This window comes from Mangrovibacterium lignilyticum (assembly GCF_010882175.1).
Taxonomy (GTDB): domain Bacteria; phylum Bacteroidota; class Bacteroidia; order Bacteroidales; family Prolixibacteraceae; genus Mangrovibacterium; species Mangrovibacterium lignilyticum.
This window is the reverse complement of the sequence record NZ_WKLH01000001.1, coordinates 1139098-1154196: the sequence shown is the minus strand read 5'-3', so window position 1 is coordinate 1154196 and position 15099 is coordinate 1139098. Positions and strand designations below refer to the sequence as shown.

The following is a 15099-nucleotide window of genomic DNA, read 5'->3' as shown; positions in this document are numbered from 1 at the left end:
GACATTCTTAGCTGAGAATGTCATCTTTTGGGTCTTATTGGCTACCCTTGAGGTAACCGATAGATAGCTATCTTTTATAGAGCTGAACTCCTTTAACCGGTTCAACCTCTTTATTCAGCGCTTTCATCACGGCATTGTAGTCATTCAAATCCACCGATTTGTTATTGTACCAATCAGCCGGTAATACCACGATTCTGAAGATCTGATCGTCTGTATATCCCGAAGGTAAGAGATTTGGGTCCATGGTTCCATCAATGAAAATCTGGACATCTCCCGCCGTATAATCGAAATTGTACATCATCGTGCCTTCATTAAAGAAAACCGATTGAGGCAATGCCCGCCACACATCCAATCCATTGTCCTGTTCCCAAAGAACATAAACCACAACAATATCGGTGTCATAAATTTCCACATCGTTCGGGAACGCATAATACAGCAGAAAATCATTCGAAAAGCTAAAGTTATAGGCATCTGTTTCGAAGACGATACCCAGGATGTTTGTTCCGTCCTGTCCGTCCTGTCCGTCATATCCCGCAGGTCCCATTGGTCCGGGATCTCCTTGGCAGGAAACCAGAAAGGCGACAGAAAGAATCATTAGAAGTTTTGAGATTGTTTTCATAAGATGATATTTAAGGATTTCTGATATTCTGAATCAAAGATACGCAAGATTGATGCCAGAATGGTTTTTATTTGGTTAAAGAGTTTGATGGGTGGTTGAGGAAGGGATGATTGCGCTGCCTAAAATCGGTTAGCCGGCTTGGCAGGATCTATCGGGAGAGAACGTTTCATCAGGATGTCAACTTGTTCATCTTCACCTAGAATAAAGAGGTGTTGGCTGAAGGCCACGAAGCCGTTCTTTTTATAAAAGTGTTGTGCTTTGAAATTCTTTTCCCAAACACCCAACCAGATAAAAGAAGCTTGCCTGGCTTGGGCAACGGCACAGGCTTTTTGGTAAAGCGATTGTCCAATTTGCTTTCCCTGGAATTTCTTTAAAACATAAATTCGCTCAATCTCCAGCCCATTTTGGTCTCTTAATTCATTTTGAGCCTGACCAAAGTTGAGTTTTAAATAACCGGCAATTGCACCGTCTTTTCGGGCACCGTAAAATTCCGATTCCGGATTGCTGATTTCTTCGGTTAAACGTTCTGCATTGAAATTCAACTGCAGATAAAGCTCCATGTCTTCCGTGGTATTTTGGTGGGCAAAAGTCTCGATGAAGGTTGTTTTGCAAATGGCTTGCAGGTCGCTAAGCTCTTCCGGTTTTATCCGTTCAATATTGAGTTTTGAATCAGTCACGCATTCAATATACGGATTTATCTGTTTTGCCTTTAAGTTTGAAAGAAGAAGGTCTGGATTCGGCGGAGAAAAGAGCCTGCAGGAGGCCGGTAAAAGCAAAAGCACCTGGCTGGAGGGCCAAGTGCTTTGGTTTCTGTTGTTGTTTAATTGCTGGATGGCTATTCGAGGTAGCCAACTACCTGGTAGGCGCGATCACTGTCGTAGCGGACGCGGCTGTATAAAATGCCGTTGTATTCGTAATAGAGCAATCCGTTGAGTTCTACTCTTTCGTAATCAGCCGGAAGGGCATCAACAATGGCTCCGACAGGTGGTGTCTCAACCACGTAACCATTATTCGACTGTTGGTAAAACACACCTTCAAAATAGAAGACGTTCCGGTTATTGATCGCAATGCGAACGGAACCCTGAGGTAACAACTGAATGCTTAGCCCAACGGGAGGAGCGACTTTTATATAGTTGTCGTTATACTTTCGGTAATAGATTCCCGATTCGTAATAGAAGTCCTTGTTGTTGTGTTTCACGGTCTTCATATTCGACCGATTCTGAGTGCGAACAGCAACGACCTTAGGCGTTGTTTTTTTATAACTCACCTGAGACCGGCTCACCTGGTTTAAAGCTTTTGCCGGTTGAGATTGAACTGTAATTGTTCGTGAACTTGTTGCTGATTCGGTGCTGCTTTTTCGGGTGTTTGTAGTTTGTTTGCTACTTCTGTTGCTATTCTTGTCGTTCCTACTTTGTGCGTTTACGCTTACCGATGCTATAACTAAAGCGGCCGTAAGCAAAATGATGTTTGTTCTCATAACCTTCGATTTTTAATTGTTCATGCTTTCACACTTGCAATTATCGTACACCAAATTCATCTTTTGGGTGAATAATCGATGGTTTGAAACATTTCACGGACAGAATCGGATTTTTTACCGACAGGATATTTTTACAAAAGGGTCGTTCCGTTCAATTTTAGCTTTGGAAGGCATTCAATTTGATTTGTTCCGAGATATAGCGGTCGAATACATCGGCTAATTGTTGTGAGAATACCGGGCGACCGCTCTCAGCACTTATGGTTGTGGAAATGATTTTTCCTTTCAGCATCAACTTCATATCCGACAGCCGGTAAATATCCTGCAGGAAAATAAACTTCAGTTTGCCTTCGCGGGCCACATTCAGTTTAACCACAAATTGATCACCACTTTTCAGGGGAAGCCTATAATCCAGTTCGACCCGAAAAACAACAGCGTCGATCCCATTATCGTGCATCTCTGCAAAACTCAATCCAATGTTCTCGAGGAACTCATGACGGGTATGTTCCAAATAATTCTGATAAACGGAGTTGTTCACGATGCCCTGTAAATCGCACTCGTAGTCGCGAACTTTAAACGGTAATTCGAAGATATAGTCCATTTGCGTGTTTCTAAATTTGAGGCTAAAGGTAGAAAAAGTTGGGGAGTAGGAACAATGTGGCTTTTCGTCCTGGTTCCGGAGCATTGGCAGGTATCTGAAGGTTAAGCAAAATGCACGTTTACTTTCTTCTCAGCTTCATTCGTTTCGGATCAACAAAAAGCAACTCAAAGTGCAACGAGTCATCCTTGCCCGTTAGTTCAAGAACCGGATCTTTAGCTGGTCCTTCCGGTAGCAAGGTCCATTGGTAATAAGCTAATTCTTTTAAAATGACGGCCTGGTGATACTCGCCGTTTTTCGACTGTATTGTTATTACATAGCCCGAGCCAATGCTTACCGTGTCTTTGTTAAACCGCCATTCCGTAAAAGTGCTGTCGGCGAGTTGACGTTCGAAGTTCAGGGTATCTGTTCCGGAATTTAAAAACCAGGTGCCCGAGAGATCTTTAGGGGTGCTGTTTTGAGCTTGCAAACAAACTGAAAGTAAAAGAGCGAAAGCCAGGACCAGAATAGTTTTTTGCATGCGTGTTCGTGTTTGGGGTTTGTTGTCGATTTTTCGAAAATCAACAAGATTGATGCCAAAGCCGGAATCGTTCCCGAGTGGATATATGTGTTTCACGGGTGTTGATTTATGCTGCCTGCTGTATTCCTTCGGCTTCCTTTACCGTTCAAGGTAATGAGCTTGTTTTTTAGTGTTAGCGGCAACCAAGTTTTCGAGCTTTTCGTAGTGCATATCATACCGTTATTGCTCATGATATTTAATAAAACCAACGCTATGAAAACAAAAAACCGACTATGTGAGAAAATCTTCAGCCTATGTTTGATCCTGATTGCTTCATTGTTTTTGAATAGTTGCCAGGATGAATTCATCGAACCCGAAAATGAACTGTCTGCGACACTAAAAAATGGAACGGTACAGGTTGAAATGACCGGTATGCTTCCTGATGGCGCTTTGTACGAAATCGCACTCCCGGAGACTTGGAATGTTCTTCCGCAACGCGTTTTAATTGTTTATGCCCATGGTTATGTCGATCCGGATCAGCCCATTGCTTTGCCCAACGATCAGATTGAAGGAATACCAATAAAAGAGCTGATTCTGAACAATCAACCACTCCCGCTCGGTTATGCAACAACCAGTTACCGCAGCAATGGCTTGGTTGTGCTCGATGCCATTGATGATATCAAGCAACTTCATTCGGTCATTTATGCCTTTTTCGGGCAACCCACAGCTGAATATCTTCCACCAAACGCTCTTGTTTTAGTTGGTGTTTCCGAAGGTGGTTTAATCACAGTATTAACGATCGAGCAAAACCCGGATCTGTTTCAGGCTGCAATTGCCACCTGTTGTCCGATCGGTAACTTCAACAATCAGTTGCAATATTACGGCGATGCGCATGTCTTATTTAAATACTTCTTTGGACCGAGTTTTAACGACATTAATCTCGGAAGTCCCAAAGGAGTCAGCAAGCATACAATGGAGGCCTGGAATGATGGTTCGTTGACAGCGGCCTTGGTTGAGGCGCTGCAGAATGACTACCTCTACAACAATGGAAACAACATAAGGCAATTTTTGGCTTGTGCCCGTATTCCGGTTAACATGCAGGAGGAGTCTCCGGAAGATGTCATCCGGTCTATTCTCGAAGTGTTGCGTTTCCCTGTTAAGGCAACCAACGATGCCATTGAACGCTTAAGCGGAAATCCGTTTAACAACAAATATCCGATGCGCGAATACCAGGGGTCGGATAATGACCGGAAGTTGAATTTGACGGTTGAACGGGTTTTCCGGAAAACCTACGACATGGCCATGGCGAATGTGAACAACTACGAAACAACCGGATTTTTAACAACGCCACTTTTAACCATGCATACCGAGTTTGATCATGTTTCCACGTATCAACATCAAATTGATTACGCTTTAAAGGTGCAGGCCAATAGCCCGTTCCCGGAACTGTTAGTCCAATTTCCCGTTTTAGGTCGGTATGGACACTGCGCCTTTACGCAGGAGGAAGTTAAACAAGCCTTAGATTTGCTTTTAGCTGGCATGCCGTTATAGTCAATGGCCCAAAATAGTTCTTGCTCTTTCGGAGCAGGTTAAGTTGCCTCAAGCGGCTTTAGCTATTCGAAAGAGCAAGTACTTAATTTCATTGGGGGTGATAAATATTCAATCCCTTCAGGATTGTTCAATTTTCCGGATTGCCGGTTTCGTTGAGGATGAGTCAGAATCGCCGGTTTTCCTTCTTCCCGATTCCGGCAGGGCATTAGCTCGTATGACATTCGGGAATGCAATGGTAACAACCATTGGACTTGGGGTAAGTTTTCTTAGCTTCTTTTACGGCACTTTTACAATCGGCGAAACATCCTAAAAAGATCCGGTTAAATTCGGCTGGCAGATTCAGACACGAACTCGAGTGAACCTCATGATCGCCGTTGTGTTGCGAATTTTTGTTTACGTAGTAGTTTGTCATGGCCTTTGGTTTAGGATTAGTGATTCGTTTTTCGTTCTATCTTATATAAGTTACGAATAATAAATGGCATGCTTGGTATATGTTCAATTATTTAGACTTGGTCTAATCATAAAAAAAGAGAATGAAAATTTCACTCTCTTTTTTTGGTTGTTAGGTTGAGTCCAGGATTTTAGTCTGTTGCACTTTTTCATTATTTCAGTGCAGGGTACCTAACGCTTAAGTATCATTCTTCCTGGTATAGTATCCCAAAGGGATTAGAGGACATAAGATTTGACTTCGTCGCTCCAGTTCAGTGTTTGCGTTGAACCAACAGCGGTGATCCGGAAAGCATATTGCTTGCCGGAGGTCAATCCAGAGATCGTCAATTTACTTTTAGTACAAGGAAGGGGAACCCAGCCGTTATCGCTGGTATCAACAAGTTCGCGATATTCGAACAGGTACGACGAAGCATGAGGCACAGCATTGCAACTTACCAGGACAGCTCCGTTGCTGCTTGCGGGTTTCACCATCAGGTTTTGAGGTTTCACCAGCGGACCAATTGGTTCGTGTGCGCGGTGTACCGAGAACCCGGCGCTCAAGATCAGCGCTTCGTCGCCATTACTGGCCTGCTGGACATACAAACCCAGGCTGGAGAGTAAGTCTTCGAGTTCGGCGCGTATCCGGTTCTTTACGACCGTATCTTCCCGGCTTCCATCCTTTACAGCTTCCAATGACTTATCGTAATCGGCAATAGTTGTGCGAATGGTCGCCAGTTCGGGAGAGGGAGTTGGAAAAGCCGGATTTCCGTCCGTCTTATCCGTGAGCTGTTTCGCTTCGACACTAAGCTCAGAGTCCGTAAATCGGGCACCTGAAAAATCGATTGAAACTTTAGATTTACTCATAGTCTTTCTGTTTTTGAAATTTGAATTATAGCGGGAGAACGATACTTCGTTTTAGGAATAAATAGGGATGGGGCGGTGTCGCCGACATTAGGAACACATAAAATTCGGCTTGCATTAAAGAACGGAATGGGTATTTCTTTAAAAAAGCAGGTCTGTTCTTAACAATATCACACCAATTCTTTAAAGAATTACGCCAATATTGATCAACATTACTCCAATATTGATCAACATTGAGGCAATATTGATTAGAATTACGACAATCTTTTAAAGAATTGGGCTGGTTTTTCTTTAAAGCAGGCTCCTTCTTTAAAGAATTGCTTCGGTTTTTAAAAGAAATTACCGGGTTTAGATTAAAACCAGTGCTCCATTGGTTGGAATGCGGGGCGCCGGTTGATTGGATGCAGGTTTTCATTTGTCTTTTGGTTTAGGACAAATTTCCGACAAAGCATCCAGGTATTTTTTACCCCAAGGGTAAAAAATCAGTGACATGATTTTCGTATACGACTCAGCGACCGTTGTGTAATGCCGAGGTAGTCGGCAATGTATTTCATCGGGAGTTGTCGGAAAATCTCCGGATGATGGACCAGTAAGCGGAGGTATTGTTTGGACGGGGAACCCTGTCGGAGAAGATCCTGCTGGTGAATTAAGTAGAGCAGACTTTCTTCTCGCGTAAAGGTGTAAGCTTGTTGCAACGCGGGAATATCGGTGATCAGCTGCCGGGCATCGCAAAGCGAAATGCTCGATACCCGGCAGGGGCAGAGTGCCTTGAACGCATAGGCCGATCCTTGGGTTGTCAGCTGGCATCCTAAATCGGTAAAGAAATGTTTTTCGGTAATTAAGTGACGCAGGCAGCGATTACCATCATCATTTGTGGTTAATACACCCAACACACCATCCAGCAGATAGCTTATTCGCCAGTTCTTTGAACCGGTTTTCTGAAAGTATTCGCCGGCTTTTAATTCGGTCTCCTGTATTTTACAGACGATCTGGCTCAGTTCCCAATCAGAGAAATTGCCAAACTGCGCAAAGAAATCAGCAATTAATATGTACATGTTTATCGAATCTAAGGCAATAAAAATATATAAGTTAAGTGATTATTTGTTCATAACCAATTGTTTGCCTTGTAAGTGAATGAGATATCATATTTTGGTGACGTAGGGTGTTGGTAATTGATGAATAGGAAGTTTCGGGCCTGTTCGGCTTGGTTGCCAGTCGTCGGAATGGTGGTGTTTTACGGACATTAAACAGCAGCCGGTAAAGCAACAAAGCAGATCCTTTTGTCAGGATCTGCTTTGTTTGTCTTTGGCGATGAACGAACGAATCTTTTCTAATAGTCAATGGCATACCGGAGCTTGAAACCCCAGGCAAAGGCTTTCATTTTATCGGCATATCCGTCTCCCTGTGCTCCGGGAGAGGCATAGACCACCGGGTTGTAAATCAGTTGGCCCGGATTGTCGGCGTCGTAGGCAATCATCGATTGATTGTTGTTGTCGCTGTTATTGATCTTATTCAACGGGATATCGATAAAGAGACCTCCGTAGAAATTGTGCCCTTCAGCTAAGTTGTGTTTAATACCAACTTCCAGTAGAAACGCATAGCTGTTCTTGGGGTTTAAGTCCATTTTGGCGCTGTGCTGGTTGCCCCAGTTCCCGAAGCCTGCGAATTTAGGGCTGGTCAGCAAAGCATCCCATTGCGGATAATAACCGGCTGTTTTTAGCCCGGTAATCCTGCTTTTATAATTTCCGCCAATAGGGAAGCCGACAGCAAACCCCGCTGAACTGAAAAATTTGACGGTTTTTCCGACTCCGGTTTCATACTGTACTTTAATCGGGACGTTCAAAAGCGTCAGGTTCTCCCGTTCGTAGTAGGAGGAGACGGAATACTGGAATTCAAAGTCATCTCCTTCCATATCGGTCGTGGCGTAGCTGTCGCTGAAAGCCGGCATTACTGCTTTGGAAGCATAGGTTTGGATTTCTAATCCGCCGGATACACTCCAGTGGTAATCGAGGTAGCGGGCGTATTGAGCACCGAAGCCAACACCGAACCGGCTGGAGCTTTCACCGTAGTCGCCCAAGTCGAAGCTGAGTTTCGCAAAAGGGCCTTTCATATAGAACGAAAATTCACTTTGGGGTACTCTTATTTCCTGTGCCCTGAGTCCGAAGCCCGACATGGTGACGAGCAGGATGATTAAGCTATGTTTGTAACAGGTCGATCTGTTTATATTCATTGTTTTAAATTTTAGCGTGAAACAATTCCATTGATTTAAACCAGTTGTCATTGGACAATTATTTTAGAGCTTAAAATGACTCCGGCGGCTTTCGATGTGACCACATAAGTCCCCGGCGTAAGTGAAGCCGGTAGATTGATTCGCGTGTCATTCGTAGTCGTCATTTGCTGCAGTACCGGGTTGCCGTAAAGTGTGCTTATCATGATTGTCACATCAGTCAGCATCTCTGCCGGGTAGGTTGTCTGAACATCGATGGTGCTTCCTGCTGTAATCGGGTTCGGTGAAACGGTCATGTTGTAGGCTGCTGAAGTTAAGCTGACAGTGAAATCACAGCTTCGGTATGTGATACCGTTTGAATCGGTCATCTCAACGTAATAGGTGCCATTTGGATTCAGCGTATTGTTCGCATTGTCTCCCGCCGAGTAATACTGCCCGGTGCCAATCAGTTGATCATTCATGTACCAGTTGAAACTTACAAACCGGAAGCCGCCATTGTTATCCGGGTTGTTGTTGACCAACAAGACATTGTTGAATTTTTGGATCACAAAGATGTCCGGATTCAGGTAGGTGTATGGTTTTTCAATTACAATCTTGTAAGTCTCGGTCTGTGTTCCGTCTTGTGACGTCACCACAATGGTTTTGGTAAACGTTCCGTTTGATGGTGTGCTAATCACAAATATAAGCGGCGTATCAGCCGTTGCATTGACCTCTTTGGTAAAGCTCACTTCAACTTGATCTGAATTATCGCCACATACAACTTCGTAGTGAATTTCATTGGCCGGGTTCGTGTATGTTGTATTGTTGATGATGATCTCGTGGATCGTTGCATCGGAGCTTGTAATCGTGAGTGTTTGTGTCACGGGATCAGCAGGCAGATAATTTTCGTTGCCCTCCTGATGAGCCGTGATTTCAACAGTCCCTGATGTTAACAGGCTAACATCGCCGGTCTCGCTAATGGTTGCCGGAGCTGTGTCGGCGTCGTACGTATACGTGTAACTTACCGGCAAGCCAGAGCTGGCTGTTGCAGTCAATCCGAAGTCCGGATCATCTTCCAGACTCATCACCGGAATCTCATCGAAGGTGATGGTTTGTGGTGCTTTATCAATTGTCAGCGTTGCAGTTAATTGCAGCTCCGGACAAGTTGAAACTCCCGGATTGACGGTTGCTGTTACTTCGTAAGTTCCGGCGTTTACCTGGTCGTTGTTTTCGTAGCTCACCGAAGCTCCTGCAGGCAATCCTGCAACTGCGAGGCTGTGTGTTGCTCCGTCGTAGGTGAAGGTTCCATTAGCAAGGGTTACGTCAGCTATCGGTGAAGGCGTAATTATGACGTTTTGGGTTTGGGTAGCCGTGTTCCCGTTGGCATCCGTGAAAGTCCAGGTAATTACGGTGGATGCTGCAATCGGGAATACTGCATCGGTTGTTCCGGTGACTGTTCCGGAGCAGTTGTCGGTTGCTGTCGGTGCAGTTATGGTAGCCGCCTCACAATCAGCGGTTACATCTTCTAAAGTTGCCAGATCCGGAGTTGGAGCTTCCATATCGTCGATAACGACATTTTGCGTTTGGCTGGCTGTGTTGCCGGTTTCATCGGTAAAGGTCCAGATTACGACAGTGCTTGCCTGGATTGGAAATGCCGCATCGGTTGTCCCGGTGATTGTTCCCGAACAATTGTCGGTGGCTGTGGGAGCGGTAATGGCAGTCACTTCACAGGGAGCAGACAGTTCAGTCAGGCTTGCCAGATCCGGAACTGGTTCCAGTGTATCTTCAATCACAATATTTTGGGTTTGCGTTGCTGTGTTCCCGTTTCCATCATCGTAGGTCCAGGTAATTGTTGTGCTTGCCATGATTGGAAATACAGCGTCGGTTGTTCCGGTAATTGTGCCGGAACAGTTGTCGGTTGCAGTCGGCGCAGTTATTGCTGTCACTTCACATTGCTCATTCACATCTTCCAGCGTTGCCAGATCCGGCGTAGGTTCCATCGTATCATCAACAACTACATTTTGCGTTTGTGTTGCCGTATTTCCGTTTCCATCATCGTAGGTCCATGTAATTGTCGTGCTTGCCATGATCGGGAATACAGCATCGGTTGTACCGGTTATAGTTCCCGAGCAGTTATCGGTTGCAGTGGGTGCGGTTATTGCCGTCACTTCACATTGTTCGGTCACATCTTGCAGCGTTGCCAGATCGGGCGTTGGTTCTATGGTATCATCAACAACAACATTTTGTGTTTGTGTTGCCGTGTTGCCGTTTCCGTCATCGTAGGTCCATGTAATTGTCGTGCTTGCCATGATGGGAAATACCGCGTCGGTTGTACCGGTGATTTCACCTGCGCAGTTGTCTGTTGCAGTGGGTGCGGTTATGGCCGTTACTTCACATTGCTCGTTCACATCTTCCAGCGTTGCCAGATCCGGCGTTGGTGCCAGGGTGTCATCAACAACAACATTTTGCGATTGAGTTGACGTGTTTCCGTTTCCATCATCGTAGGTCCATGTAATTGTCGTGCTTGCCATGATCGGGAATACCGCGTCGGTTGTACCGGTGATTTCACCTGCGCAGTTGTCTGTTGCAGTCGGAGCAGTTATGGCCGTCACTTCACATTGCTCGTTTACATCATCCAGGGTTGCCAGGTCAGGTGTTGGCGCCATTGTGTCTTCAACAACTACGTTTTGTGTCTGGGTTGAAGTGTTCCCGTTTCCATCGTCGTAGGTCCACGTAATCATCGTGGTTATTGTGATTGGCAATGCCGCGTCGGTTGTACCGGTTATTTCACCCGCGCAGTTATCGGTTGCAGTCGGAGTGGTTAATGCTGTCACTTCACATTGAGCGTTCACATCTTCTAAAGTTGCCAAATCCGGCGTTGGTGCCATCGTGTCTTCGACAATGATATTTTGCGTTTGTGTTGCCGTGTTGCCGTTTCCGTCGTCGTAGGTCCAGGTAATCATGGTTGTTGTGGCAATTGGGAGTACTGCGTCGGTTGTTCCGGCTATTGTTCCTGCACAGTTGTCGGTTGCAGTAGGAGGAGTTAGGGCGGTCACTTCGCATTGGGCTGTTATGTCATCCAATGCAGCCATGTCAGGTATTGGCGCTTCGGTATCAGCAATCACCACGTTTTGAGTCTGAGTGGTGCTGTTGCCACTGTCATCGGTATAAGTCCAGGTAATCATTGTTGTTCCCTGATCAGTAATCGGGAAAGTTGCATCGCTTATTCCAGCGATTGTTCCGGAACAGTTGTCGGTTGCTGTTGGAACTGTGATGTCTGCGAGGGACACCATGCATTGTGCCAGTATATCCGGTAAGGTTTCAGCGTCCGGAGTTGGAGGGATGTCCTCAACGACCGTCACATTTGTATGACAAACCGAGGAATTGTCGTCATTGTCGACAACAATTAGTCGCACATCATTATCTCCGATATTGGTGCAGTCAAAATCAGTTATGTCGACGAATAGAGCAATGGTTCCGTCGGAGTCGTAAGAGCCATTGTCGAGATCTTCAGCTGTAATACTAGCGGCACCGTTTTCATCCAAATGGACCGTAATGTTGCTAAAACATTGGGCCACTGGATCGGCACCGATTGCAAATGCTGTTGTGTTAAAGAGAAAGAATAGAAAACTTAGTAAAATACCCCATAGGAATCCGCCTTGCGGAGGGTATTTCTTCTTGGATAGAAAAATCCCGCATAAATGTGTAACCATTATATTTCAGTTTAGGGTTAAGTTAAATCAGTTCTCTTAATCTACTAAATATTAGGACAATGTGATTAATTTAGTGATATGTTTTTTAACCTATATTTCTGATATAGAATGCGTTAGTGTGGGGTGTTGACTGCGAAGAGACTATGAGACGGGGATTGTGGCCCAATGAGGGGAATGTCTTTTTTTCATTATTATAGCAAGTATAATGCTGATTTATTTAGCCTTATGTGTGAAATATCTTGTTCGGGTGGTGATTAATTGAGAGATGAATGAAAGTTTTGACACGTAAAATTCAGGAATTGACGCGCAGAACTACGCCGAGTAGCTTTTTAAAGTTACTCCGGGCAGTTAAATGGTTAATATCGAATCAAATAACAAAGAGACAGTAAGGTGACGAATTCCGGTTTTCAATTTTAGCCATTCGGCTGCGTTAACAGTTTAGTCCGAATTACTTCTTCTCCTTCGGTTTGTATAGTTCCCGGTGCGTCTCTTCGATTAATTCCACAACAGGAACATCTTGGGGGCAACGGCTGGTGTCTATTTTTTGCAGGTTTTCAGCAGTCGGGAAGTTGCCGGGGAACCAATGGTCTTTTTCCTGGAACATATTGTAGCGATACAAGCCAAACTCCCTCATATCGTAGCATTTCAACATCATTCGGAAGCGCAAGATCTCCGGGATGTTCAGGCCTGAAGGATCGTGCAGCATGTCGTAACCTTCATATTCAGCGTAAGGATCAAGTTCCCGTTGAGCATCCATGCGTTCTTTGATTTTTTTATCTTCAGGAGCAAATGGAGCAGGTGCCGGGAAGATCCCATTCAGCAAGTCGAAACTACAGGTGGCCGGTAAGCCGAAAGTAAGGGTATGAATGGATTCGTGACTTAAACAAAAACGGGCATTCCACTGCACCGGATGCAGGGGAGCCGTGAGATCAATTAGTTTTTGTGGTGGTGTACTCAGTTTGCCACCTTTATCGTTGGGCGAAATAATGAAAACACCCATATCCTTGCTTGCCGCTAAATCAACAGCCGCTTTGTTTCGCTGAAAGAAATAGTAGTAGTGCAGGTTGACGAATTCGAACAGATCTGTTTCGATGGCTTTTAGGATCACATCCAGAGGAGCATGAGTACTAAATCCGACATGTTTGATCAGCCCTTCTTCTTTCATTTTTAGCAACTCCTCAACCGGACCTCCGGGTGCACAGGCTGTTTCATATAGCTCCAGGGTATTCATACCGTGCCAGGCGTAGAAGTCGAAATAGTCGGTCTTCAGGGTTTCCAACTGTTCCATCACCAGTTTGCGCGTATCGGCAGCAGTCGTTGATGCACCTTTGGTCATTAGGTAATAAGAGTCGCGCGGAACCTTCAATACATCATTCAGTACGATTCCGTAAACGGTTTCACTTTTCCCGTAACCGTAAGCAGTTTCAATCAGGTTGATCCCTTGGACGAGTGCTTTTTCAACCGTATCACGACATTCATCCAGCGTATCCTGTGGGATTTCGTGACGGGGTTCAGTCCAGCCATGCTTAAAGCGCATACCTCCAAGGGTAATCACACTGACATTCTTTTCTGTTTTGCCAAAGCGGCGGTATTCCATTTTCGGTTGGTAGAGTGAAACGTTCTTAAAATCCATTTTTACGGGCTTTTTATTGAGGAGATCAAAAGTAAAGAATAGTAACAAAAACCAGGGTTGAAAGTTGAAACAAGAGCTATTGAGTTTGTCTTTTAACTTTTTGCTAATGTTCGTCGGGGCAGTATTCGGAAGGACTTTTTCTTTAGTAACGCGATTATAGCTCAGGCTTCTGTAGCCAGTGAGCGTTTGTAATCGCTGGGACTTAGCCTGGTATGTTTTTGTTGACGGAGGTTTCAACTTTATTGGTGCACCAAATCTGACACTGGATGCGGGAGACCTGGTGCTGTTGGATAAGGCCAGTAAATAGTAAAAGATATGGTTGTTTTATTGAAAGGGGGTGTCCGTTTTGGATGGCCTCTTTTCTGTTTGTTAACGCTTGAAATGAACTTAATTGCATATAAAACGAGTTTTAAATCCTAAATATAGATTTTCTTAATTTTTCACTATTGGGCAATTGAAAACGGTCAGTTTTGTATTGTTTTTGTTCTTAAGTTACTGTTGTTCAGCATTAGACTCTTTTTTATGATTTCTTTTATTTTTTGTATTCTTGTAGTGGAATATAACGTGGAATAAATGAGAAAGATATGAAAGAGACATGGGAAAAAGTAATTGAATGCGCGACCATGCCAACGGAGGAAGGGTACGCAAGGAGACAACGCAAAGGTGTTAGAATTGAGTTAAATGGTGAAAAGGTTATTGAAGGCGCAACATTTGCTTGTGAGGACGCTTTTCTAAAGGTTTTTGAAAAACTTGACGGAAAGATCCATAGTTCTTATTACGATTGGTCGGATATCAGTTCGATTAAGACAGATCGGACCGGATCACACTCCAACAATTAATTTACCTGAAATAGATTGTCTTTGATACGGCTCACCGTCATTCGTTAGCAATGGACTACTTTGTGAGAGCGATCAAAGGGAAAGTCTATCAAAAAGTATTTAAACTTATTATTAGGCAGATGTTTTAGTGGCTGGCGCTAAATCATACTGCCTTTTTTATTTCTCAATGTTTCTGCACAACTGCGGAGTTAGTTCATTTCTATCTGCAGCTTATTTGGGATTAGCAGAGCGGTCCAATCCATGATTAGCTGATCATCAGCAAAGTGACAGGAAACTTCTTCCTACCTATTTGTACTTCGTGTTTGTTTTTTCCTACAATATTGTAATGTTTTGTTTTATAACTGGCTCGTTATCAGTTCTTGTCCTGTGTTTGCACCATTCTTGCGGTTTTGTTGGGCATAACCAAAAAGAAAATTGAGATGGATGTTAAACAGACTTGGGAAAAAGTGATCGAATACGCTACGATGCCGTTGCATGGAAGTTTATCGAGGAAGCAGCGCAAAGGTGTAAAAATCCAGTTGAATGAAGGAAAAATACTCGAAGGAGCTACATTTTTCCTCGAAGAATCAGTGCTTTGGGTTTCTGAAACCCAAGATGGACAAGTGAGTAATTCTTATTACGACTGGGCGAAAATAAGTTCGATCAAAACAACCAGTAACGACGAAAAATAGGAGGAA

At 44.3% G+C, this 15099-nt stretch carries 15 protein-coding genes; 4 read left to right on the top strand and 11 right to left on the bottom strand.

Going from position 1 to position 15099, the window contains the following annotated elements; genetic code table 11:
• Positions 1-67: 67 nt before the first annotated feature.
• The 5 genes from GJV22_RS04725 to GJV22_RS04705 form a co-directional block, all read right to left on the bottom strand.
• A complete protein-coding gene (locus GJV22_RS04725) occupies positions 68-619 on the bottom strand; it encodes a hypothetical protein (RefSeq protein ID WP_163709401.1) in 552 nt (183 codons plus the stop codon).
• 119 nt (positions 620-738) lie between these two features.
• Entirely contained in the window at positions 739-1296 is a 558-nt protein-coding gene (locus tag GJV22_RS04720) for a GNAT family N-acetyltransferase (protein ID WP_238480278.1), read from the bottom strand.
• Positions 1297-1454: 158 nt separating this feature from the next.
• Positions 1455-2096, bottom strand: a complete 642-nt coding sequence (locus tag GJV22_RS04715; RefSeq protein WP_163709398.1) for a DUF6515 family protein — start codon at positions 2094-2096, stop codon at positions 1455-1457.
• Positions 2097-2253: 157 nt separating this feature from the next.
• Positions 2254-2694 carry an acyl-CoA thioesterase gene (locus tag GJV22_RS04710; RefSeq protein ID WP_163709396.1) on the bottom strand — a complete coding sequence of 147 codons (441 nt, stop codon included), beginning with the start codon at positions 2692-2694 and terminating at the stop codon, positions 2254-2256.
• Positions 2695-2812: 118 nt separating this feature from the next.
• A complete protein-coding gene (locus tag GJV22_RS04705; RefSeq protein ID WP_163709393.1) occupies positions 2813-3211 on the bottom strand; it encodes a hypothetical protein in 399 nt (132 codons plus the stop codon).
• A 252-nt stretch (positions 3212-3463) separates the two neighbouring features.
• Between GJV22_RS04705 and GJV22_RS04700 the strand changes: the two genes are divergently transcribed.
• On the top strand, positions 3464-4741 hold the full coding sequence (locus GJV22_RS04700) for an alpha/beta hydrolase (RefSeq protein ID WP_163709390.1): 1278 nt from the start codon (positions 3464-3466) through the stop codon (positions 4739-4741).
• Between the two features lie 205 nt (positions 4742-4946).
• Here the strand turns inward: GJV22_RS04700 and GJV22_RS04695 are convergent, their stop codons facing one another.
• From GJV22_RS04695 to GJV22_RS04670, 6 genes are all read right to left on the bottom strand, one after another.
• Positions 4947-5153 (bottom strand): hypothetical protein, encoded by a 207-nt coding sequence (locus GJV22_RS04695; protein ID WP_163709387.1) that lies wholly within the window; start codon positions 5151-5153, stop codon positions 4947-4949.
• Between the two features lie 254 nt (positions 5154-5407).
• The gene (locus GJV22_RS04690; RefSeq protein WP_163709385.1) at positions 5408-6034 is read right to left on the bottom strand and encodes a fibronectin type III domain-containing protein; all 627 of its coding nucleotides are present in this window, start codon (positions 6032-6034) and stop codon (positions 5408-5410) included.
• Between the two features lie 479 nt (positions 6035-6513).
• On the bottom strand, positions 6514-7086 hold the full coding sequence (locus tag GJV22_RS04685) for a Crp/Fnr family transcriptional regulator (protein WP_163709382.1): 573 nt from the start codon (positions 7084-7086) through the stop codon (positions 6514-6516).
• Positions 7087-7361: 275 nt separating this feature from the next.
• A complete protein-coding gene (locus tag GJV22_RS04680) occupies positions 7362-8261 on the bottom strand; it encodes a porin family protein (RefSeq protein WP_163709379.1) in 900 nt (299 codons plus the stop codon).
• Between the two features lie 47 nt (positions 8262-8308).
• Positions 8309-11950: an HYR-like domain-containing protein gene (locus GJV22_RS04675; protein WP_163709377.1), complete on the bottom strand. Its 3642-nt coding sequence runs from the start codon at positions 11948-11950 to the stop codon at positions 8309-8311.
• Between the two features lie 448 nt (positions 11951-12398).
• Positions 12399-13583 (bottom strand): aldo/keto reductase, encoded by a 1185-nt coding sequence (locus tag GJV22_RS04670; protein ID WP_163709372.1) that lies wholly within the window; start codon positions 13581-13583, stop codon positions 12399-12401.
• A 178-nt stretch (positions 13584-13761) separates the two neighbouring features.
• Here GJV22_RS04670 and GJV22_RS22300 point away from each other — a divergent pair, with 178 nt between their 5' ends.
• The 3 genes from GJV22_RS22300 (at position 13762) to GJV22_RS04660 (ending at position 15093) form a co-directional block, all read left to right on the top strand.
• Complete coding sequence (locus GJV22_RS22300; RefSeq protein ID WP_262888206.1) at positions 13762-13890, top strand: hypothetical protein; 129 nt, start codon at positions 13762-13764, stop codon at positions 13888-13890.
• 277 nt (positions 13891-14167) lie between these two features.
• The gene (locus GJV22_RS04665; RefSeq protein WP_163709369.1) at positions 14168-14422 is read left to right on the top strand and encodes a hypothetical protein; all 255 of its coding nucleotides are present in this window, start codon (positions 14168-14170) and stop codon (positions 14420-14422) included.
• Between the two features lie 419 nt (positions 14423-14841).
• Positions 14842-15093 carry a hypothetical protein gene (locus GJV22_RS04660; RefSeq protein WP_163709366.1) on the top strand — a complete coding sequence of 84 codons (252 nt, stop codon included), beginning with the start codon at positions 14842-14844 and terminating at the stop codon, positions 15091-15093.
• Positions 15094-15099 lie beyond the last annotated feature (6 nt).